This window comes from Prosthecobacter sp. Pr1 (assembly GCF_057652315.1).
In genome coordinates, this window is sequence record NZ_JBYFBS010000003.1 from 35987 (window position 1) to 55952 (window position 19966).

Consider the following 19966-nt stretch of genomic DNA (forward strand, 5'->3'; position numbering starts at 1 on the left):
TGTGTTAGAAGTGGCGGACCGCGTATGTTTGTGACTTCACGTCACCTGCATGAACATCCGACCGCTTCTGCCTTTTCTCGCCCTGGTTCTGCTTCCTTCAGCCCTCTGCGCGCAACCCGTTCCGGCTCCTCCCGCAGCAAACTCGGCCATCGACACAGCTTCGGGAGCATGGGAAGGCATCGTCAACATCGATGTTTCAGTGCTGGTCCCCGACTATCGTGAGCCATGGAACGCCGGCCAGCCCAGCGGCGGCAGCGGCACCGGATTCCTCATTGGCAAAAACCGGTTTCTGACCAATGCCCACGTCGTCAGCAATGCCACGCGCATTCTGATCCGCACCACCAACGACCCTGAGCCGCATCCAGCCAGGATCGTTCACATCGCGCATGATTGTGACCTCGCCTTGATCGAAGCCGAGGACAGCAGCCACTTTGAAAAGCTCAAGCCGCTCGACTTCGGCGGCATTCCCCAGCTCAACACCGAGGTGATCGCCATCGGCTATCCCATCGGCGGTGACCGCATCTCCGTGACACGTGGCGTGGTCTCACGCATCGACTTCCGCCCATACAGCCATACCAGCGTAGACTCCCATCTCGCCATTCAGGTGGATGCCGCCATCAATCCCGGCAACTCCGGCGGTCCGGTGATGCAGGCGGGCAAAGTCGTCGGTGTGGCCTTTCAGGGCTTCAGCGGTCGCGTGGCGCAGAACGTCGGCTACATGATTCCGGTGCCGGTCATCAAGCGCTTCCTCAAGGACATCGAAGACGGTCGCTACGATCACTATGTGGATCTCGCCGCCAGCGATTTCCCCATTGAAAATCCAGCCCAGGCCAAGGCGCTCGGCACCGGCAGTGATGGGGTCGGCGTGATGGTCGGAGACGTGGAGCCCCAGGGCAGCGTGGGCGATCTGCTGAAAATCGGCGACGTCATTCTGAGCATTGATGACAACCCGGTGATGAACAACGGCCTCGTGCGCTTTGAAGGCGAGCTGATGGACATGAATGAAATCGTCGAGCGCAAGTTCGCCGGTGACACCATCAAGCTGAAGTACATGCGCGATGGAAAAAAACTGGAGTCCACGGTGACTCTGAAACGCTTTGATCCCTATGTCCGCCTCGGCGCCCAGTACAACCAGCGCCCACGCTACATCGTCAATGCCGGCCTCGTGTTTCAGCCGCTGGACCGCAACCTGATGGACGCCCATCAAATGCGCGACGACACGGTGAACTACGTGTTCGACAACTTCCTGACCGACAAGCTCTACGTGGAGCGTCCTGAGCCCGTCGTGCTGACAAACGTGCTGCCGGATGAAGTGAATACCTGGATCACGCCTTACGCGCACAGCATCGTGGATGAAATCAACGGCGTGAAAATCAAGACACTCAAGGATGTGGAGACGGCCCTGGCCAAGAAGGACAAGCCCTTCATCGAGATCGTGCTGCTGGAAAAAAACCGTCCGCTGGTGCTCAAGCGTGAGCTCGCCGAGGCCGCCCACAAACGCATCATGGAGACCTACAACATCCTCGAAGACTCCTATCTTGGCGACGAATAGCCGCGTGATCCGACTTTGAACCTCTCAGCCTCGACGCATCCATGAAGCTCTCCCCGATTTTCCTTTTTCTCGCATTCGGTGCCGCCACTTTGTCGGCTCAGACACCCGAGACAGAAGCCCCCAAAAAGAAGCGTGCCCCTGCAGTAGCAGAGGTGGGCTCTGCTCCGCAGCAGGTCGTGCAAAACAACTCGCTAGTGAGGGTGAACGCCACCTCCCAGCCCTACAGCCTGCATCTGCCCTGGCAGAAGGAATCCCCTTCGAGCCGGCGTGGACTCGGGGTCGTGCTTGCCGGCAACCGCGTGCTCGTCACCGGCCAGATGGTGGCGGACGCCACTTACATCGAGCTCGAGCTGCCGGAGAAAGGCCAGAAGATTTCCGCCAAGGTCGTGGCGGTGGATTATGAAGCCAATCTGGCCCTGTTGGAATCAGCGCCCTCCGACAAGCAGAAGGCCTTCTTTGCCGGCCTTAAGCCCATGGCGGTGGACACCAGCACACGCATTGATGACAAGGTGGACATTCTGCAGACCGGCCGCGTCGGTGAGCTGATCAAAAGTGAGCTGAGAATCAGCAAGGTGATGACCCGCCGCTACAATGTCGAAGGCTCCGGCTTCCTCGTCTATGAGGCCAACAACATCGTGCGCAGCGAGGCCAACAGCTTCACCCTTCCTGTGGTGAAAAGCGGCAAGCTCGTCGGTTTGCTGCTGAGCTACGACTCCAAGAACCAGGTCACCACCATTCTGCCGGCGCCGATCATCGAGCACTTTCTCAAAGACGTGGCGGACGGCAGCTATGAAGGCTTCCCAAGCCTCGGCATGGAATTGCAAACCACGCTGGACGAGCAGTTCCGCGATTTCCTCGGACTCAAGGCCGATGCCCCGGGCGTGCTCATCAGCATGGTCATGAAGGGCGGCTCGGCTGAAAAGGCCGGCATGAAGAAGGGCGATATCCTGGTGGCCATCAATGGGTTCGTCATTGATTCACGCGGAGACTACAAGGACCCGCAGTTCGGTGCCCTCAGTTCCAGCCATCTGGTGCGTGGTCGTGCCTATGTGGGTGAGAAGGTCGAGATCCAAGTGATTCGCGAAGGCAAGGAAGTCACGCTCAAGGGAGAGCTCACCCGTCGCAAGCCGGATGACTTTCTCGTCCTGCCCTACCTGTTCGACAAAGGCCCGCGTTATGTGCTCATGGGAGGGCTGCTGTTTCAGGAGCTGTCCCATCCGTATCTGGACGCCTTTGGAGACGAACAGCGCGGTGGTGCCATCCTGCGCCTCTCTCGCGTCGCCTCCCATCCTGACAAGTATGAGGAGGAAGGGCGCAAAAAGCTCGTCTTCCTCAGCCTCGTGCTTCCCACTCCCAGCGCCCAGGGCTATGACAAGCTCGGCGGGCAGGTGGTCAACAAGGTGAACGGCAAGGCCATCAAAGATCTCAATGACCTCAATGAGGCCTTCAAGAGCGTGACGGACACCACGCATGTCATCGAGCTCAATGACTTCCCGCACATCCTCTATCTCGACACCGCCACTGCAGCCAATGACAACAAGCGCCTGCTCGGCGGTGCCTATCGCATCGGCAGCCTGATGCGGCTGGAGTGAGGCTTACTTCACCGCACCGATCAGTGTCTGCAGCCGTGACACCTGCGCCTTCAGCAGGGTGATCTCCGCCTCCATCTTCGCGCGCCAGTCCGCATCAGACGAGTCTTCCACCACCGGTGCTGCCGGTGCATGAGCGGAGAGAGTGGCAGCCGCTGCGCCTGCCACCTCGCCACACAGCAGATGCATGAACTGCGCCACACGCTGTCCCGGGCCTGCGGGAATGCACTGCACCAGCGGGCCTTCGTTGTAGCCGATCAGCTCCGCCAGTGCGTTCTCCACGCTGGGCATGTCCGGGAATTCAAACAAGCGCTCAGTGCGCTGGCGCAGCTCGCCTGCCGTTTGGGATCCGCGCAGCATCAGCATGCACAGCAGCGCCATGTGGGGGCGGTCTAGGCCTTGCAGCTTGCCCTTCAAGTTGTGCCGGTACTTCAGGGTGCGGCCGCCCACGATGTTGACTTCAAAAACATAGCCATGGGTTTTCATCGACTCCAGCGCCCGCAGCACGGTGCGCTCGTCATAGCGTACGATGGGGTCACGGTTCGTGGTCTGATTGCAGGCGGTGACGAGCGCGTTCAGCGTCATCGGATAGTAGTCCGGCAGCGTGATTTCTTTTTCGATCAAACAACCCATCACCCGGACGGCTTCGGGCGTGAGCGTGAACAGGATGGCAGGAGTGACGGATTCGGCGGACATGTGAAAATAGCTTGGGAAAAGCGGTCAACATCCACGGTTGCAGGCCGCGTTCAACATCCGGTCGGGGTTGGTTTTCAAGGAATGCGAATATATTTCTGAATACATCTCTCTGGGGGGCGTCGAACTCTGTGTCATGAAAACGAAACTTGTCCTCCTGTGCGGCGCAGTCTTCGCTGCTCTATCACTCTCCTCATGCGACATATACGGATATCCCGGCTATGGCTACGGGGGGTACGGTGGCTACGGCGGTTATGGCCGCAGCTATTACAACAATAACTACTACGCAAGTCCTCTGCTCGGCTTGGGTGGCCTCGGCGGTTACTATGGCGGCTATTCCAGACCCTACGCTTATAGCAGTTACAACCGCAACTATTACTCCAGCCCCTTCCGGTCCTTTGGCAGCTTCGGCAACTTCGGGAATGTCGGCTACAACAGGGGCCACTACAGCTCTCCGTTTCTGGGACGCACCAACCTGTCGCCCTTGGGTCGTAGCTTCGGCGGCTCCCCATTCGGCAATCACAGCTTTGCCAGCCACAACTTAGGCGGCTCTCCTTTCGGCGGCCACTCCATGCATAGCGGCTCTTTGGGCGGCTTAGGTGGCGGTCATAGCTTCGGTGGTGGCGGCGGCCATATGGGTGGCCATCATCATTGATCCGACTTCGCCATTCTCAGCAGCTCTCACGCAGCGCTCAAGGTTTCTTGGGCGCTGTTTTTTTGTCTGCTGGCGCGTTCACAGGGCCGAAGCTCAACACTGGAAAAGCGCGCCTCATTGAAAGGATGCCGTGTACGAACTCAGCGCACCACTTGGTCCAGAGAAAGCATCTGCCACTCACCCTCCGCGAGATCACCGAGCACATACGGCCCGAAGCGCTCCCGGTGCAAGTTTTCCACATGCCAGCCCTGGCTGGCAAACATGCGGCGCACCTGATGGTAGCGGCCTTCGGTGATCGTGAGACGGGCGCTTTGGCTGGACACGATTTCCAATTTCGCAGGCAGGCAGGGCTTCTCTTCGCTGCGGAGCATCAGATCGCCTTTGGCAAAGATGTCGATGAGCGAAGGATCGAGCTCGCGATCCACTTCCACGAGATAGGTCTTCTCGATGTCTGATTTCGGCGAAGTGTAGCGATGCACAAGGCTGCCGATGTCCGTGACGAGCAGCAGCCCGCTTGTGTCTTTGTCGAGACGTCCCACACTCGTCACCGCCGGATTGCGCTCCGGCCAGTGGGAAGGCAGCAGCTCATAGATGTTCTGGCCTTCCTCCTCGCTGTGCGTGCAGGAGTAGCCCACTGGCTTGTGCAGCATCGCCAGCAATCCATCCGGTGCTTCCAGCGGTTCGTCATCCACTGTGATCAGCGCGGAATCCACCCGCTGATCCGAACGCTTCACCACCACACCGCCCAGCTTCACCCGGCCCTCTTTGACAAACGCCATCGCCTCCCGGCGTGAGCAGTAACCGAGGGCAGAGAGCAGTTGATCGAGGCGGCGCATGTGGGGTGGGATAGAAAGGGGCGGAGGGTCGCTGCTCGGGGCGGGATGTCATGTGGGAAGTGAGCGGCTCTCTGAGTATTGTAGTCCCGGCTTTAGCCGGTTCCGGGCGAATGTTCCAAGACACCCGCCATCCAGAACCGGCTAAACAGGCTGTGTGAAAACACCCTTTTGAAAGCGCCAGCCTGAATACCTGAGGAAATCAGGCATTCAGGCAGGTGATTTTCGGCTTCGACGCTGCGCTGTTTTTTCTGGGTGCTCAGATGGATGAAAATGCACTCATCAGAGGGCCGGCGCAGGGCATTGGCAGCAAGCTGACGCTCTTCATGCCGCCTTGGGCAGCGCTCTGAGCAGTTCGCTCATCGGTTTGAGATTGAGCACGCGCCTGAGGTTGTAGGCCAGCGCGCTGAGGCTGAACTCAGCTTTCACCCGCTCCAGTCCGCGGGTCAAAAAGTCGCCGTGTCCCCATTGCTTGAGCGTGCCAAACACATGCTCGACCACCTCGCGCCTGCGGGCGCTCATCGCTGATTTTCCGGCCATGCGCGCCGCTGCCCGCTCCAGCACGGCTTCATTGGGCAGACGGTGGATCTTCCTGTAGGCCCCGCCGGTGCACTGGGCTTTGATCGGGCAGGTGCGGCAGGCCGCTGCATTGGCATAGTGCAGGATGGTCTTGCCGTGGCGGCGGCATTTGCCCCGCAGCTTGAGACGCTTGTCTCCGGGACATTGATACTCGTCAGCCACAGCGTCATAGGTGAAGCGCTCCTTGCCATGCACTGCCCTGCCGTCCCTGCTGCTGCGTCCGCTGGTGCTGCCTTGCGCAGGCACGTAGGTGATGATGCCTGCGGCTTCACAGGCTTCGAGCTCATCGGCCGAGTGGTAGCCTTTGTCGGCGACCACCTCCAGGCTCGGCACCTTGAGTTCAGTCTTCGCGGCCTGGGCGATGGCACCGAGCTGGCCTCGATCACTGGCGCACTGCACCACCTCTTCGGCGACGATGAGGTCATGCTTCGCATCCACGGCGACCTGCACGTTGTAGCCGATGAAGAACCCGCCGCGCTGCGTGTCGCACATCTTGCGTGCATCGGCGTCGGTGAGCGAGACTTCGGTCTGGACGCTCTTCTGCATCTCTGCAAGCAGCGCGGCATGCTCCTGGCGGCTGGTGCGCAGCCGGGCGATCTTTTCGGCCATGGTCTCAGGCTTCTTCTCGCCGCCGGTGGGCGGCGAAGCAGGTGGTGGCGCCGGTGGCCCCTGCTCTGCATCCTGCGTGTCGAGCTCGCGCAGGTAGTCATCAATGCGCTGGTCGATGTGCTTGATCACCTCGCGCAGCTGCTCGGCGTTGAAGTGGCGGCGCTTGCCGTTGCTGGCCTTGAACTTGCTGCCGTCGATGGCCACGAGCTCCGCGCCAAAGAGCTCGAGCTTGCGGCACAGCAGATTGAACTCGCGCAGCACGCCTTTAAACGCCTTGCGGTTGTCGCGGCGGAAGTCGGCGACAGTCTTGAAGTCGGGTCGCAGAGTGCGCAGCATCCAGATGACTTCGAGGTTGCGCGCGGCCTCGGCCTCCAGGCGGCGGCTGGAGCGGATGCGGTTGAGGTAGCCGTAGAGGTAGAGCTTGAGCAGGTCGGCCGGGTGATAGGGCGGACGTCCGGTGGCCTTGGCGGTGCAGCGCTCAAAGCCCAGCGCCTTGAAGTCGAGCGACTCGGCATACGCATCAATGAAACGCACTGCGGCCTCCGCTGCGACGTAATCATCCAAGCATGGCGGCAGCATCTGCACTTCGCCGCGATCAGTTCCTCGAAGGTGGCTCATGCCCATCTTGTTGCGCATGAACATGCCTCCGGTCAAATCGGTGAAATAGTTTTCACACAGCCTGGACAGCCGGGACTACAATACGAAGATTCAATCATCCCAACCGGAGCCGTATTCGAGGAGCGGATAGGCCTGCCAGATGCAGGCTGCTTGATCCCGGCCAGTCTTTCGCAGGTAATCATGCGCGCTGGACCAAGGCCATTCGGTCCATTGGGAGGCATGGCCGTGTTTGACGGCGTTGTGATGGATGTAGTTCACGGTCGTCCAGAAGTGGGATTCGCTGCGCATCGCGCGATCGGTGGTGCGATGCCAGCAGATACGCCCACGTGCATTGTCCTCGCCATTCCAGGCGAAGGACATGCGGCCATGCAGTTTGCCGAGGTGTGTGATGAGGGGCGGGAGGTCTGGGGTGGTCGCCAGCACATGGAAGTGATTGGGGAGGACGCACCATGCGTGGATGACGGCATTGGTTGACTCAAACGTATGTTGCAACTGCTTCACGAAATCATCGATGCGTTCTATCGAGGCTCCGATGATCGGTGCATGCTCGTAGCATGTGCCCGTGATGAGATACTGGCTCGTCTGCTGACCACTGAAGTGCGGCGGGCCGTGCCAAGGACGATTGAGCAGCTTGCGGCGTTTCAGCACTTCTTCACGCATCTCCTGCGTCCATTTTCGCCAGGCGTACATGGCGTGACTTCAGCGCGAGTGTCCGAGCCACGCAAGGCCGTATTGTAGTCCCGCTTTTAAGCGGTTCTGGACAGCGGGTGTTATGCGGACGCGCGCCCGGAACCGCCTGAAGGCGGGACTACAATACGCACGGTGGGTATACGATGCTGGGAAGCGAAGTGAGGTTTATGCCCCAATCAGCTTCCGCGCTTCCGCCAGCGCCGCATCCACCTTGGCCACGTCCTTGCCGCCGCCGCGTGCAAAGTCGGGCTTTCCACCGCCTTTGCCACCGACGATCGGCGCGATGCTCTGGATGATCTTCCCAGCCTGCACTTTGCCCTGGTGCTCTTTGGCGACACTGGCGATCAACGCCACGCTGCCACCGCCCGTTGCGGCGAGAACGACAATGCCGTTGAAGGTGCCCTTCAAGGCTTCAGCCACGCCCACAGCGTAATCAGCATCCACATCACCGAGGTTGGTGATGATGGTATTGTTCGCAGCGGTGGCGATGAGGTCTTTGGCCTTCACGGAAGCCTCGCGCTGCTGCGCGGCTTTGAGAGCCTTTTCGAGTTCCTTCTGCTGCGTGAGAATCTGATCGAGCTTCTTCTCCAGATCGGCGGCACCTTGGGCGCTGACTTTGCCGGCGAGGAGCTTGAGGAGTTCGGCATCAGCGCGAGCGGCGTTGTAGGCTTCGAGGCCGGCGATGGCTTCGATACGACGCACGCCGGAAGCTACGGCGCTTTCGCTGACGAGGCGGAAGAGGCCGATCTCGCCAGTGCTGCGGGTGTGGGTGCCACCGCAGAGCTCCATGCTCCAGCCATCGAGCTTGTTGCGCTGGCCACCGATCTGCACCACGCGGACGAGGTCGCCGTACTTCTCACCGAAGAGCGCCATGATGCCGTTGTTGGCCTTGGCTTCCACGTAGGGAACTTCGGTCCAGGAAACAGGATCGTTGGCGACGATGCGCTCGTTCACCAGACGCTCGATGTCGCTGATCTGCTGTGCGGTGAGCGCAGCGCTGTTGAAGTCGAAGGTGAGCTTGTCAGGAGTAACAGAGGAGCCCTTCTGCGTGGCATCCTTGTTAACCACTTCATGCAGCGCCCAATGCAGGATGTGCGTGACGGTGTGATGGCGCTCGATGGCATGACGGCGTGGGGCATCGACAATGAGCTTCACGGTGGCATCGACAGCAGGCGCTTCATCGCCTTCGAGGAAGTGCAGCCAGGTGTTGCCGACCTTGGTCGTGGCGCTGATCGGATAAGTGTTCGCACCGAGAATCAACTGACCCGCATCACCAATCTGTCCGCCCATCTCCGCGTAGCAGGTGGAGACATCCAGCACCACGGCCGTCTTGTCCTTCATCTCGACGACTTCGAGCACGCGCACGTCGGCTTCGAGCGCGTCGTAACCAATGAACTTGGTCGGCGCCTTGGTTTCGATCTCAGAGACGGAGACGACCTGCTTGTTCTTCTTGCCAGCTTCGCGGGCGCGCTCCTTCTGCTCTTCCATGAGCTCATCAAACGTTGCCCGATCTACGGTCAGACCTTGTTCACGAGCCATGAGTTCGGTGAGATCAAACGGGAAGCCCTCTTGGTCATAAAGGCGGAATGCGAGCACACCTGAGATCATCTTGGAAGTGCTGCCGTCCTCATTTCTTTGGGAGACGATCAGTTCGCCATCTTTGTGAGTACTAAAGCTCAAACCATCGGAGCCTTTTGACGGATCTGTATCCGACGAACTAGCAAAGGAGACTGCCTTCTCGAAGAGAGCGATACCCTTGTCCAAAGTCCGGTTAAAGCTCTCTTCCTCCAGCTTCAGCACGTTCTTGATCTGCTCCTTCTTAGTGCGCAGTTCCGGGAACACATCACCCATCTGCGCCGCGAGAACATCGACGAGCTTGAAGAAGAACGGCTCCTTAAACTCCAGCGTGCGGCCATACTTCACGGCGCGGCGCAGGATGCGGCGGAGCGTGTAGTTGCGGTCGCTGTTGCCAGGCTGAATTCCATCTGCAATCGCGAAGCTGAGGGTGCGCAGGTGGTCGGCGATGACGCGGAAGGCGACGTCGATCTTCTCCTGCTCGGTCACGGGCACCACATGGCCCTGCTCATTGGCCTTCGGCAGCGTGCTGGCGTAGGTCTTGCCGGAGAGCTTGGTGAGCTCATCAAAGATGGGCTTGAAGACGTCGGTGTCGTAGTTGCTGATCTTGGCGGTCTCGAAGTCGGTGAAGTTCTTCGTGCCCTGGATGATCGAGCACACGCGCTCAAAGCCCATGCCGGTGTCCACGTGCTGCGCGGGGAGCGGGACGAAGCTGCCATCCGGGTTGGCGTTGTACTGAATGAAGACGTTGTTCCAGATCTCGATGCAGCTCGCGTCGCTGCCGTTCACGAGCTTGGCACCTGCGCGCTGGCGGTCTTCGTCGAGGTTCGGAGCGCCGGGAGTGAGGTCGATGTGGATCTCGGTGCAGGGGCCGCAGGGGCCGGTGTCACCCATCATCCAGAAGTTGTCCTTCTTGTTGCCGTTGACGATGTGGATGTCGGGATCAAGGCCGATGCTGCGGAACTTCTCCGCCCAGATGTCCCAGGCTTCCTGGTCGCGCTCAGCGGGGTCGCCCTTGCCGGGCTGATAAATGGTGGCAAACACGCGGGTCGGCGGGAACTTCCAGCGCTCGATGACAAGCTCCCAGGCCCAGGAGATGGCTTCTTTTTTGAAGTAGTCGCCGAAGGACCAGTTGCCCAGCATTTCGAAAAGCGTGTGGTGGTAGGTGTCCAGACCCACGTCTTCCAGGTCGTTGTGCTTGCCGCCGGCGCGGATGCACTTCTGCGTGTCCGCCGCACGGGTCGGGAGACCTTTGTGCAGGACGCCCGGCCAGGTGTCCACGTCCGCGCTGCGCTCGCCGAGGAAAATGGGCACAAACTGGTTCATGCCGGCATTGGTGAAAATGCGTGCGCCGTCGCGGCTGGTGTAGCCCACGTTGTCACTGGGGACGATGGTGTGCTGCTTCTCCTTGAAGAAGTCGAGGAAGCTCTGGCGGATCTGGGCGGCGGTGGGGACGGCGGACATGGCTGGAAAAGGGAGCGCGGATGGTAGCGGGATGAAGCCGAAGGTAAAGGCGGGGTTTTAGCGTCTGGAAGGCCCGCAGTGGCCGCCGAGGATGAGCCGGGCCATCCCTGAGGGCGGGCCGCCACCGCGCATCCGCTCCGGGCATGGAGAATGCCGCTCCGCGTCAAGATTGGTGATTTCTCCGGCGTATCTGAGAGGTGATTCGCCCCTTCATCACCCTTTTTCTGGTTGCCTCCGCCGTCGCGGAGCCGGCACCGCGTCCCATCCAGTTCTCCAAAGAGATCCGGCCCATCCTGAGTGAGAACTGCTTTTTCTGCCACGGCCCTGACGAAAAGAAGCGCGAAGCCGGCCTGCGCCTCGACGACGAAACCAGCGCCAAAAAGAACAACGACGGCACCACCGCTGTGGTGCCGGGACATCCCGAAAAAAGCGCCCTTCTGGAGCGCATCCTCACCAAGGACCCTGATGAGGTCATGCCGCCCCCAAAGCAGCACAAGACCATCTCTCCCGCGCAGATCGCCCTTCTGACCGAATGGATCAAACAAGGCGCGCCCTGGGGCAAGCACTGGAGCTATGAGAAGGTGGTGAAACCAGCCGTTCCGGCAGGCTCCAAACAGCCCGTGGACGCCTTCCTCCTGCAGCGCCTGACTCAGGAAGGACTCAAGTATTCGCCCCAGGCCGATACCGCCACGCTGATCCGCCGCGTCGCGCTCGATCTGACCGGCCTGCCTCCCACGCTCGCAGAGCTCGATTCATTGTCCAAGCAGCCCTACGACAAGATCGTCGATCACTACCTCTCCCTCCCTGCCTACGGCGAGCATTGGGCACGGCAGTGGCTCGATCTCGCACGCTACGCGGACAGCTCCGGCTACCCCAGCGACCAGCCACGTGAGATCTGGGCCTACCGCGACTGGGTCGTGCGCGCGCTGAATTCGAACATGCCGTTTGATCAGTTCACCATCGAGCAAAACGCCGGCGATCTGCTGCCCAATCCCACGGACGATCAGCTCATCGCCACCGCATTCCATCGCAACACGATGACGCAGAACGAAGGCGGCACCGATGACGAGGAGTTCCGCAACGCCGCCATCATCGACCGCGTAAACACCACCTTCGCTGTCTGGATGGGCACCACCATGGCCTGCGCCCAGTGCCACACGCACAAGTTTGATCCCATCACGATCAACGAGTACTTCCAGTTCTACGCCTTCCTCAATCAAAGCGCCGACAGCGACAAGAAGGACGAAGTGCCCCTGCACAGCTTCGACACACCCGAGTTGATTCAGCAGCGCACGAATCTGAAAAAGGAGATCGAAACTCTGGAGCAGAAGTTCACCTCCCCTGCCCCCGCATGGCTCGCCGGACTCGATGCCTGGGACCAGGGCTTTGCCCGTGATCTCGGCTGGCAGACCCCGCAGCCGGCCAAGGTGACCACGCAATCCAAACAAACCGCCGCCATCGCCGCAGGCGGTGCCGTTTCGATCCCCAAAAACAGCGACAAAGACAGTTACACCATCGAGCTGCCCGCCACTGGCGACAAACTCAGCGCCCTGCGCATCGAAACGATGCCAGCCGCTGGTTTCAGCAACTTCGTCATCACCGACGTGAAAGCGGAAGTCGTGCCGCCAGACTCCAAACAAGCACCGCAGGCGCGTTACGTGCGCATCGAACTGCCCGGTGATAAAAAGATGCTCCAGCTGGCCGAAGTCCAGGTGTACAGCGGCAGTGAAAACATCGGGCCAGCAGGTGTCGCCACACAAAGCAGCATGTACACCGATGCCGCCGCCAAGCGCGCCATCGATGGCAACACCGAAGGCGATTACGCGAAAAGCAGCGTCGCGCACACCGCCGGCACCGACAACGATCCTTGGTGGGAAGTCGATCTGAAGGCCTCCAAACCCGTGGATCGTGTCACCATCTGGAACCGCACCGATGGCAACGTCGGCAGCCGTCTCGATGGCTTCCGCGTCGTGCTGCTCGATGACAAACGCCAGACCGTGTGGAAGAGCGAAAACACTCCCGCGCCTGCGAAAGACAAAGCCTTCGCCATCAGCGGCCCGGTCGCCGTCAGCTTCACCACCGCGCTGGCAGATTATGAGCAGACCGGCTTCACCGCTGCCTCCGTGCTGAAACCCAAAGATAAAAAGCAGCAGGGCTGGGCCGTCTCAGGTGCCGCCGACAAGCCGCACACCCTCACCCTTCTGGCAGCATCTCCGGTGGTCGTTCCCTCCGGCTCCAAGCTCCGCATCACCCTCGCACAAAACAGCGAGTTCAAGCAGCACACCCTCGGCAGCTTCCGCCTCAGCTACACCGGAGATGCCCGCGTGCAGCAGGTCACCAAAGTGCCGCAAAATGTCGTCGCCGCTCTCGCTCAGGCCAAAGACAAACGCACGCCCGCACAGCAGCAGACCGTGGTGGAGTACTTCGTGCGGAATATTGCCAAAGCATCCGCCGCGGAGCGCACCCGCCTCGCCGCCGCGAACAAAGAACTCGCCGCCCTCAAGCCCGTCACCGTGCCCATCATGCGCGATCTCGATCCGAAGCAGCGTCGCGTCACGAAAATCCAGCTCCGTGGCAACTGGCAGGCTCTGGGTGATGAAGTCAGCGAAGGCACTCCCGCAACCTTCAATCCCCTGCCCGCCAATGCCCCGCGCAATCGCCTCACCATGGCCAAATGGCTCGTCAGTCGCGATAATCCGCTCACCGCACGCGTCACCGTGAACCGCCTGTGGGAAAGCATCTTTGGCACCGGCATCGTGCGCAGCAGCGAGGAGTTCGGCAGTCAGGGAGATCTGCCCGTGCATCCCGAATTGCTCGACTGGCTCGCCGCCGAGCTCATGGACAGCGGCTGGGACATCAAGCACATGCTCAAGCTGCTGCTCACCAGCCAGGCCTATCAGCAAAGCACCAAGACCACGCCGGAACTCAACGAGCGCGATCCCGACAACCGTCTCCTCGCCCGCGGTCCACGCTTCCGCCCCACTGGCGAACTTCTCCGCGATCAAGCACTCGCCGTCAGCGGCCTGCTCAGCGCCAAAATGTACGGCCCGCCCGTGCGCCCGCTGACTCCCAATCTCGGCCTCACCACCGCCTTTGGCCGCAGCAACGACTGGACGATCAGCCCCGGCGAGGACAAGCACCGCCGCAGCCTCTACACCGAAGTCCGCCGCAACAGCCCCTACGCCAGCTTCACCACCTTCGACGCCGGCAACCGCGAAGTCTGCATGATCCGCCGCAGCCGCACCAACACACCCCTGCAGGCCTTCGTGACACTCAATGATCCCGTCTTCATCGAAACGAATCAAGCCATGGCCCGCCGCCTCGTCGCCGAAGCCAAGGCAACCCCCGGGCGCCTCGCCCTCCTCTTCAAACTCTGCCTCTCACGCGCCCCGAATGCGCATGAAACTTCATCTTTGACGCAGCTCTACAACGACTCACTCACCACTTATCGCGCCGATCCTGCGGACGCCACCAAGATGGCCACCGATCCCCTCGGCCCCGCGCCCAAAGACACCGACATTGCCGAACTCGCCGCGTGGACGACCATCGCTAACGTGGTGATGAATCTGGATGAGTTTTTGATGCGCCGTTAATTCCACACTGATTTCCCCATGAACCCCATCACTCACGACACCCTTCAGCTCAAGACGCGCCGTCAGTTTCTCGGCAACGCGGGGCAGTTCAGCCTCGGGGCCATCGCCATGCATGCGATGCAGCAGAAGGCGGGAGCCAGTACGGCGTCAGACAATCCGCTCGCACCCAAGAAGTCGCAGTATGCGCCGAAGGCCAAGCGCGTGATCTACCTGCACATGTCAGGTGCGCCGCCGCACCTCGACCTCTTTGATTACAAACCGGAGCTCGTGAAGCGCAGTGGGCAGGACTGTCCTGACTCGATCCTCAAAGGCCGGCGCTTCGCCTTCACTACTGGCGTGCCCAAGCTCATGGGCACACCGCGCACCTTTGCGCGCTATGGCAAAGGCGGCATCTGGATGAGCGATGCCTGCCCGAATTTCCACACCATCGCCGATGAGATGTGCATGATCCGCTCCATGAACACGGATCAGTTCAATCATGCGCCTGCGGAGCTGCTGCTCTTCACCGGCCATGCACGGCAGGGCCGGCCCTCCATGGGCTCATGGGCCACCTATGGCCTTGGTACGGAGAATCAGGACCTGCCGGGGTTTGTCGCGCTCATCTCCAGCGGCACCCAGCCCAGTGGCGGCCAGGGCTGCTGGGGCAGCGGCTTTATCCCCAGCGTGTATCAGGGCGTGCAGTGCCGCAGCAAAGGCGACCCCGTCCTCTTTGTCAGCGATCCCGCCGGCATGAACCGCGCCATGCGTCGCAAGACGCTCGATGCCCTGCAGGATCTCAACCAGCAGCAGGTCGCCGAATTCGGCCATCCCGAGACCGTCACGCGCATGGCCCAGTATGAACTCGCCTTCCGCATGCAGACCAGCGTGCCCGATGTCATGGACATCTCGAAGGAGCCGCAGCACGTCATCGAAGCCTACGGCGCAAAACCCGGCGAGGCCAGCTTTGCCAACAACTGCCTGCTTGCCCGGCGGCTCATTGAAAAAGGCGTACGCTTTGTGAATCTCTTCGACTGGGGCTGGGACTTCCATGGCACCAGCGAAGGCAGCGGCATCACCACCGGTCTCACCGCCAAAATGGCCGCCACCGACAAGCCCGTGGCCGCGCTTATCAAAGATCTCAAGCAGCGCGGCCTGCTGGACGACACCCTCGTCATCTGGGGCGGTGAATTCGGCCGTACCCCTTTCCGCGAAGGCCGCACCGCCGCCAGCAAAGTGCTCGGCCGCGATCACTACCCCGACTGCTTCTCACTCTTCATGGCCGGCGGCGGCGTGAAAGGCGGCTTCGAGTACGGCAGCACCGACGAGCTCGGTTTCAGCGTCGCTGAAAACAAAGTCCACGTGCACGACTTCCAAGCCACTGTGATGCACCTCCTCGGCTTCGATCACGAGCGCCTCACCTACCGCTTCCAAGGCCGCGACTACCGCCTCACCGACATCCACGGACACGTGGTGAAGGATCTGCTGGCATAAGAGCCGACTATTTTGAATGCGACGAAGGCTTTTCTTGCCATTTCGTCAGGCATTGGCTTGGATCGGGTCGAATGCTGACTGCTGACCAAATCCTTGCCCTTTCCCCCGACGATTCGTCGGCCAAGGCGGCCAGGGGATTGCTGGCTCCGGCCAAGTGGCCGACGCTCGGACATGATGAAGCGGCGATCTGGGGCGAGTGCCAGGGGAGCGGTTCCAAGCCGTACCAAGTGATCATTGATGTCACCGGGCCTTCGTTCAAATGCGGCTGCCCGAGCCGCAAGTTTCCATGCAAGCACGGGCTGGCGTTGTACCTGCTGCTGGCGCAGAAGCAGAGCGCCTTCACGGCGAACACGCAGCCGGCTTGGGTGAATGAATGGCTCTCCGCGCGGCAGCAGCGCAGCGAAAAACAGGCGGAGAAAAAAGCGGCGCAGGCCGAGGCGAAGCCCGTTGATGAAGCGGCTGTTGCGAAGCGGGAGGCGAAACGGCTCGACCGCATGCTGGGTGGCGCGCGTGATTTGGAACGCTGGCTCGCGGATCTGGTGCGGCAGGGGATCGCGGATCTGCCAGCGAAGCCTGCCACCTACTGGCGGGACACTGCGGCGCGTTTGGTGGATGCGCAGGCGACAGGTCTTGCCGTGTGGGTGCGCCAGCTCGAAAGTGCGGTGTCATCTGGCGAGGGCTGGCAGGAGCGTGCGCTGTTGCAGATGGGCCGGATGCAGCTGCTCACCGATGCGTTGCAGCGCCTGGACTCGCTGCCTGAGCCACTCCGGCATGATGTGCGCAGCAGTGCGGGCTGGACGGCAGACAAGGACGAGGTGCTGGCCGGCAATGATCGTGTGGGGGACACATGGAAGGTGCTGGGTGTGAGCCACGATGAGAACGACAAGCTGTGGGAGCGCCGCGTGTGGCTGCGTGGCCTGACCACGGACCGAGATGCCTTGCTGCTGGAGTTTTCGCATGGTGGGCGACGCTTTGACCAGGTGTTTGTAACGGGCACGCGACTCAAGGCGACGCTGTGTTTCTTCCCGAGTGCATCGCCGCTGCGCGCGCTGCTGGTGGATGCTCCGGTGGAGGCCTCCTCTGGCGCACCGGGGGAAGTCGTCACGACCTGGGATCGGGCGCTGGATTCTGTCGCTTCTGCGCTGGCGCGACAGCCGTGGTTTCAACGCCTGCCGGTGCTGCTGCACCATGCCACGCCTGTGCTGCGCGGGCGGCAGTGGCTGGCCCGTGATGCTGATGGGCGCGAGGCACCTCTGCGTGTCAGTGATGATGATGGCTGGCAGTTGCTCGCCCTTGGCGGTGGAAATCCGCTGACGCTTTTCGGTGAATGGCATGGGGTCCACTGGCGGCCGCTGACGGCCTGGCACCCGAATGAAGAAACTCCCTGCTGGACGGAGGTGCTCACAGTCGCATGAGCGCGCTCGCCTCACTTGCCACCAGTGCGCTCCTTGGTACCGCACGGCATCCGCCCGAATGGCCGGCTCCTGAGGGGCCGGTCGGAGATCTGCTTGGACGCATCCCGCGCGATGCGGTGGAGAAAGCGCTGCTGCAAACGGCAGGCGTGCTGGGCACCTGTCAGCTCGCGGGCCTGCTGCCAGCGCAGGTGGGTTCTGCACCTGCACCGTCAGAGTCTTCGCCACAGGATGTGCGGATGGACCTGCTGGCAGCCATTCTTGCCGATGGACCCGAGCGGCTGCAGGTCGAGGCGTTTCAAGCCATTGCTTCCGCCGGCAAACACCTCCCTCATCGTCTGCTGCCAAAAGCACTGGAGTGCGGACGGCGCAGCATCGCCTTGCGCCCCAGTCTGCTGGCGGTGCTCGGCTCGCGTGGAGCTTGGCTTGCCGTGCAAAATGAGGCGTGGTCCTACGCCGCAGGTGCAGTGAACATGGACACCGTGAGCGATGAGGTGTGGCAGCTCGGCAGTCTCGATCAGCGGCGGCTCTATCTGACGACACTGCGTGCCACCGATGCCGCGAAGGCGCGCGAGCTGTGCCGCGCCGCCATGAGCACAGAAGGGGCGAAGGAGCGTACCGCGTTCATCGAATGCCTCGGTACAGGACTCACCCTCGATGATCAAGATTTGCTCGAAGCGACGTTCGCGGACAAAAGCAAGGAGGCACGGCAGGTGGCGGCGCGGCTGCTTTCCACGCTGCCGGACTCGCGCTTCGCCCAGCGCATGTCGGCGCGTGCGGCGCTGTGTTTGAAGTCCGAGAAGAAACTGCTGCGCGGCATGGTCATCACCCTTGAAGCGCCTGCCGCCTACGATGCCACATGGAAGCCGGATTTGATCGAGGAAGCAAAGCCGAAGGGCCTGAGCATGGGCGAGCGCGCTTGGTGGCTGTTTCAAATCGTCCGTCAGGTGCCGCTGCGCTGGTGGGAAACGCAGACGGGCATGACGCCTGGCGAATGCCTGGCCTGGGCGCAGAAGTCAGACTGGAAGGACGTGCTGCTGCAAGGCTGGGCCGAGGCGCAGGCGGTGCAGCGGCGCGTGGAGTGGGCGGAGGCCTTCCTGAGCACGACCCTGCCGCCAAACGGTCCGCTCACGTTTTTTGACCTGCTCGAAACCCTGCCGCCAGCCATGCGGGAGCCGCATTTCCTCAAGCTGCTGACCGACAACAACTCCAACGTGGTCGCCTTCAGCACGGTGATCGATCGCTTCATCAAAGGCCTGCCGCTGGGCGCGCCGATGCTGTCGCCTGCGGTGGCCGCGAAAGTGATCAAGATCCTGAAGCAGCGCATCCAGAGCGGCGAGGCGCGCTACGACTGGCAGCTCCGTGCCTCACTCGTAGAGCTCGCATGCCTCATGCCTTCAGCGGCCTTCAACGACTTCGCTCAAGGCTGGGATCTTACCAAGGAGGAAGCCCAGCCCTTTGCCGAGGCCGTGGCGCGTGTGGGCCTGGTGCTCGATCAACGCCGCCAGCTCGCCTCGTGAAACTTTGAAACAGAACCCCTGCTTATCCATGATCAACACGCTCCGCCAACACGCTGAACACCTCTTTGCTCACGAGCTCGACGAATTGAAAAAGACCGATACGCGGCAGCGGCCCACGAACTGGGAGCTGTCGCCGTGGGCGGTGGCCACCTACCTGCTTGGCGGCAAGCTGGACAACGGCTTTGAGGTCAGCGCCAAATACATTGGCAACCGACGGGTGATCGAGATCGCGGTAGCCACGCTGGCCACCGACCGTGCGCTGCTGCTCTACGGCGTGCCCGGCACGGCGAAAAGCTGGGTGTCCGAACACCTTGCCGCTGCCATCTCCGGTGACTCCACGCGGCTGGTCCAAGGCACCGCCGGGACGAGCGAGGAACAGATGCGCTACGGCTGGAACTATGCCCTGCTGCTTTCCAAAGGCCCGTCAAAAGAAGCGCTGGTGCCGAGTCCGCTGATGAAGGCGATGAGCGATGGCCGCATCGCGCGGGTGGAGGAACTCACGCGTATCCCGGCGGATGTGCAGGACACGCTGATTACCATTTTGTCCGAGAAGACGCTGCCCATTCCGGAACTCTCCAGCGAGGCACAGGCAAACCGCGGCTTCAACGTCATCGCCACCGCGAACAACCGCGACAAAGGCGTGAACGAACTCAGCAGTGCGCTCAAGCGCCGCTTCAACACCGTCGTGCTTCCCGTGCCCGCCACCGAAGCGGAGGAAATCGCCATCGTCACCAAGCGCGTGGGAGAGATGGGCAAAGCGCTCGAACTTCCCGCCGAACCACCCGCACTCAAGGAAGTGCGTCGCATCGTCCAGGTCTTCCGTGAGCTGCGCGACGGACAGACTGCCGATGGCAAAACCAAGCTCAAGCAACCCACCGGCACCATGAGCACCGCCGAAGCCATCAGCGTGCTCAACAGCGGCATCGCGCTCGCCGCGCACTTTGGAGACGGCACTCTGCGTGCAGGCGATGTCGCTGCCGGTCTGGTAGGTGCTATCATCAAAGATCCCGTGCAGGACTTGGTGGTGTGGAAGGAGTACCTCGAAACCGTGGTGAAGGAACGCGACGAGTGGAAGGATCTGTACCGGGCGTGCCGGGAGGTGATTTGATTCGAC

At 61.4% G+C, this 19966-nt stretch carries 13 protein-coding genes; 8 read left to right on the forward strand and 5 right to left on the reverse strand.

The window, feature by feature from the left end; genetic code table 11:
• The first annotated feature begins 49 nt into the window (after positions 1-49).
• Positions 50-1552, forward strand: coding sequence for a S1C family serine protease (locus AC24GY_RS05480; protein ID WP_487680974.1), 1503 nt, complete (start codon positions 50-52; stop codon positions 1550-1552).
• A 41-nt stretch (positions 1553-1593) separates the two neighbouring features.
• On the forward strand, positions 1594-3144 hold the full coding sequence (locus AC24GY_RS05485) for a PDZ domain-containing protein (RefSeq protein WP_487680976.1): 1551 nt from the start codon (positions 1594-1596) through the stop codon (positions 3142-3144).
• Between the two features lie 3 nt (positions 3145-3147).
• On the opposite strand, the gene AC24GY_RS05490 is transcribed toward AC24GY_RS05485, so the two are convergent.
• Positions 3148-3837, reverse strand: a complete 690-nt coding sequence (locus AC24GY_RS05490) for a YceH family protein (protein WP_487680978.1) — start codon at positions 3835-3837, stop codon at positions 3148-3150.
• Between the two features lie 133 nt (positions 3838-3970).
• Between AC24GY_RS05490 and AC24GY_RS05495 the strand changes: the two genes are divergently transcribed.
• Positions 3971-4489, forward strand: coding sequence for a hypothetical protein (locus AC24GY_RS05495; RefSeq protein ID WP_487680979.1), 519 nt, complete (start codon positions 3971-3973; stop codon positions 4487-4489).
• A 140-nt stretch (positions 4490-4629) separates the two neighbouring features.
• On the opposite strand, the gene AC24GY_RS05500 is transcribed toward AC24GY_RS05495, so the two are convergent.
• From AC24GY_RS05500 to alaS, 4 genes are all read right to left on the reverse strand, one after another.
• A complete protein-coding gene (locus tag AC24GY_RS05500) occupies positions 4630-5325 on the reverse strand; it encodes a pseudouridine synthase (protein WP_487680981.1) in 696 nt (231 codons plus the stop codon).
• Positions 5326-5646: 321 nt separating this feature from the next.
• A complete protein-coding gene (locus tag AC24GY_RS05505; protein ID WP_487680983.1) occupies positions 5647-7128 on the reverse strand; it encodes an IS1182 family transposase in 1482 nt (493 codons plus the stop codon).
• 90 nt (positions 7129-7218) lie between these two features.
• Positions 7219-7818 (reverse strand): REP-associated tyrosine transposase, encoded by a 600-nt coding sequence (locus AC24GY_RS05510; protein WP_487680985.1) that lies wholly within the window; start codon positions 7816-7818, stop codon positions 7219-7221.
• A gap of 165 nt (positions 7819-7983) precedes the next feature.
• Positions 7984-10857, reverse strand: coding sequence for an alanine--tRNA ligase (gene alaS / locus AC24GY_RS05515; RefSeq protein ID WP_487680987.1), 2874 nt, complete (start codon positions 10855-10857; stop codon positions 7984-7986).
• A gap of 197 nt (positions 10858-11054) precedes the next feature.
• Between alaS and AC24GY_RS05520 the strand changes: the two genes are divergently transcribed.
• The 5 genes from AC24GY_RS05520 to AC24GY_RS05540 all read left to right on the forward strand — a co-directional run bounded on the left by AC24GY_RS05520 (position 11055) and on the right by AC24GY_RS05540 (position 19960).
• A complete protein-coding gene (locus AC24GY_RS05520; RefSeq protein WP_487680989.1) occupies positions 11055-14450 on the forward strand; it encodes a DUF1553 domain-containing protein in 3396 nt (1131 codons plus the stop codon).
• 18 nt (positions 14451-14468) lie between these two features.
• The gene (locus AC24GY_RS05525) at positions 14469-15920 is read left to right on the forward strand and encodes a DUF1501 domain-containing protein (RefSeq protein ID WP_487680991.1); all 1452 of its coding nucleotides are present in this window, start codon (positions 14469-14471) and stop codon (positions 15918-15920) included.
• Between the two features lie 71 nt (positions 15921-15991).
• A complete protein-coding gene (locus tag AC24GY_RS05530) occupies positions 15992-17335 on the forward strand; it encodes an SWIM zinc finger family protein (RefSeq protein ID WP_487680993.1) in 1344 nt (447 codons plus the stop codon).
• Complete coding sequence (locus AC24GY_RS05535; protein WP_487680995.1) at positions 17332-18852, forward strand: DUF5691 domain-containing protein; 1521 nt, start codon at positions 17332-17334, stop codon at positions 18850-18852. The genes AC24GY_RS05530 and AC24GY_RS05535 overlap by 4 nt, the downstream gene beginning before the upstream one ends.
• 28 nt (positions 18853-18880) lie before the next feature.
• The gene (locus AC24GY_RS05540) at positions 18881-19960 is read left to right on the forward strand and encodes an ATP-binding protein (protein ID WP_487680997.1); all 1080 of its coding nucleotides are present in this window, start codon (positions 18881-18883) and stop codon (positions 19958-19960) included.
• The last annotated feature ends 6 nt before the right edge of the window (positions 19961-19966 follow it).

What these genes read in the sequence shown, in the direction of transcription:
- AC24GY_RS05485 (WP_487680976.1), top strand. Translation starts at nt 1,594, where the DNA reads ATGAAGCTCTCCCCGATTTTCCTTTTTCTCGCATTCGGTGCCGCCACT.
- AC24GY_RS05525 (WP_487680991.1), top strand. Translation starts at nt 14,469, where the DNA reads ATGAACCCCATCACTCACGACACCCTTCAGCTCAAGACGCGCCGTCAG.
- alaS (WP_487680987.1), bottom strand. Translation starts at nt 10,857, where the DNA reads ATGTCCGCCGTCCCCACCGCCGCCCAGATCCGCCAGAGCTTCCTCGAC.
- AC24GY_RS05490 (WP_487680978.1), bottom strand. Translation starts at nt 3,837, where the DNA reads ATGTCCGCCGAATCCGTCACTCCTGCCATCCTGTTCACGCTCACGCCC.
- AC24GY_RS05495 (WP_487680979.1), top strand. Translation starts at nt 3,971, where the DNA reads ATGAAAACGAAACTTGTCCTCCTGTGCGGCGCAGTCTTCGCTGCTCTA.
- AC24GY_RS05510 (WP_487680985.1), bottom strand. Translation starts at nt 7,818, where the DNA reads ATGTACGCCTGGCGAAAATGGACGCAGGAGATGCGTGAAGAAGTGCTG.
- AC24GY_RS05480 (WP_487680974.1), top strand. Translation starts at nt 50, where the DNA reads ATGAACATCCGACCGCTTCTGCCTTTTCTCGCCCTGGTTCTGCTTCCT.
- AC24GY_RS05500 (WP_487680981.1), bottom strand. Translation starts at nt 5,325, where the DNA reads ATGCGCCGCCTCGATCAACTGCTCTCTGCCCTCGGTTACTGCTCACGC.
- AC24GY_RS05530 (WP_487680993.1), top strand. Translation starts at nt 15,992, where the DNA reads ATGCTGACTGCTGACCAAATCCTTGCCCTTTCCCCCGACGATTCGTCG.
- AC24GY_RS05540 (WP_487680997.1), top strand. Translation starts at nt 18,881, where the DNA reads ATGATCAACACGCTCCGCCAACACGCTGAACACCTCTTTGCTCACGAG.
- AC24GY_RS05505 (WP_487680983.1), bottom strand. Translation starts at nt 7,128, where the DNA reads ATGAGCCACCTTCGAGGAACTGATCGCGGCGAAGTGCAGATGCTGCCG.
- AC24GY_RS05535 (WP_487680995.1), top strand. Translation starts at nt 17,332, where the DNA reads ATGAGCGCGCTCGCCTCACTTGCCACCAGTGCGCTCCTTGGTACCGCA.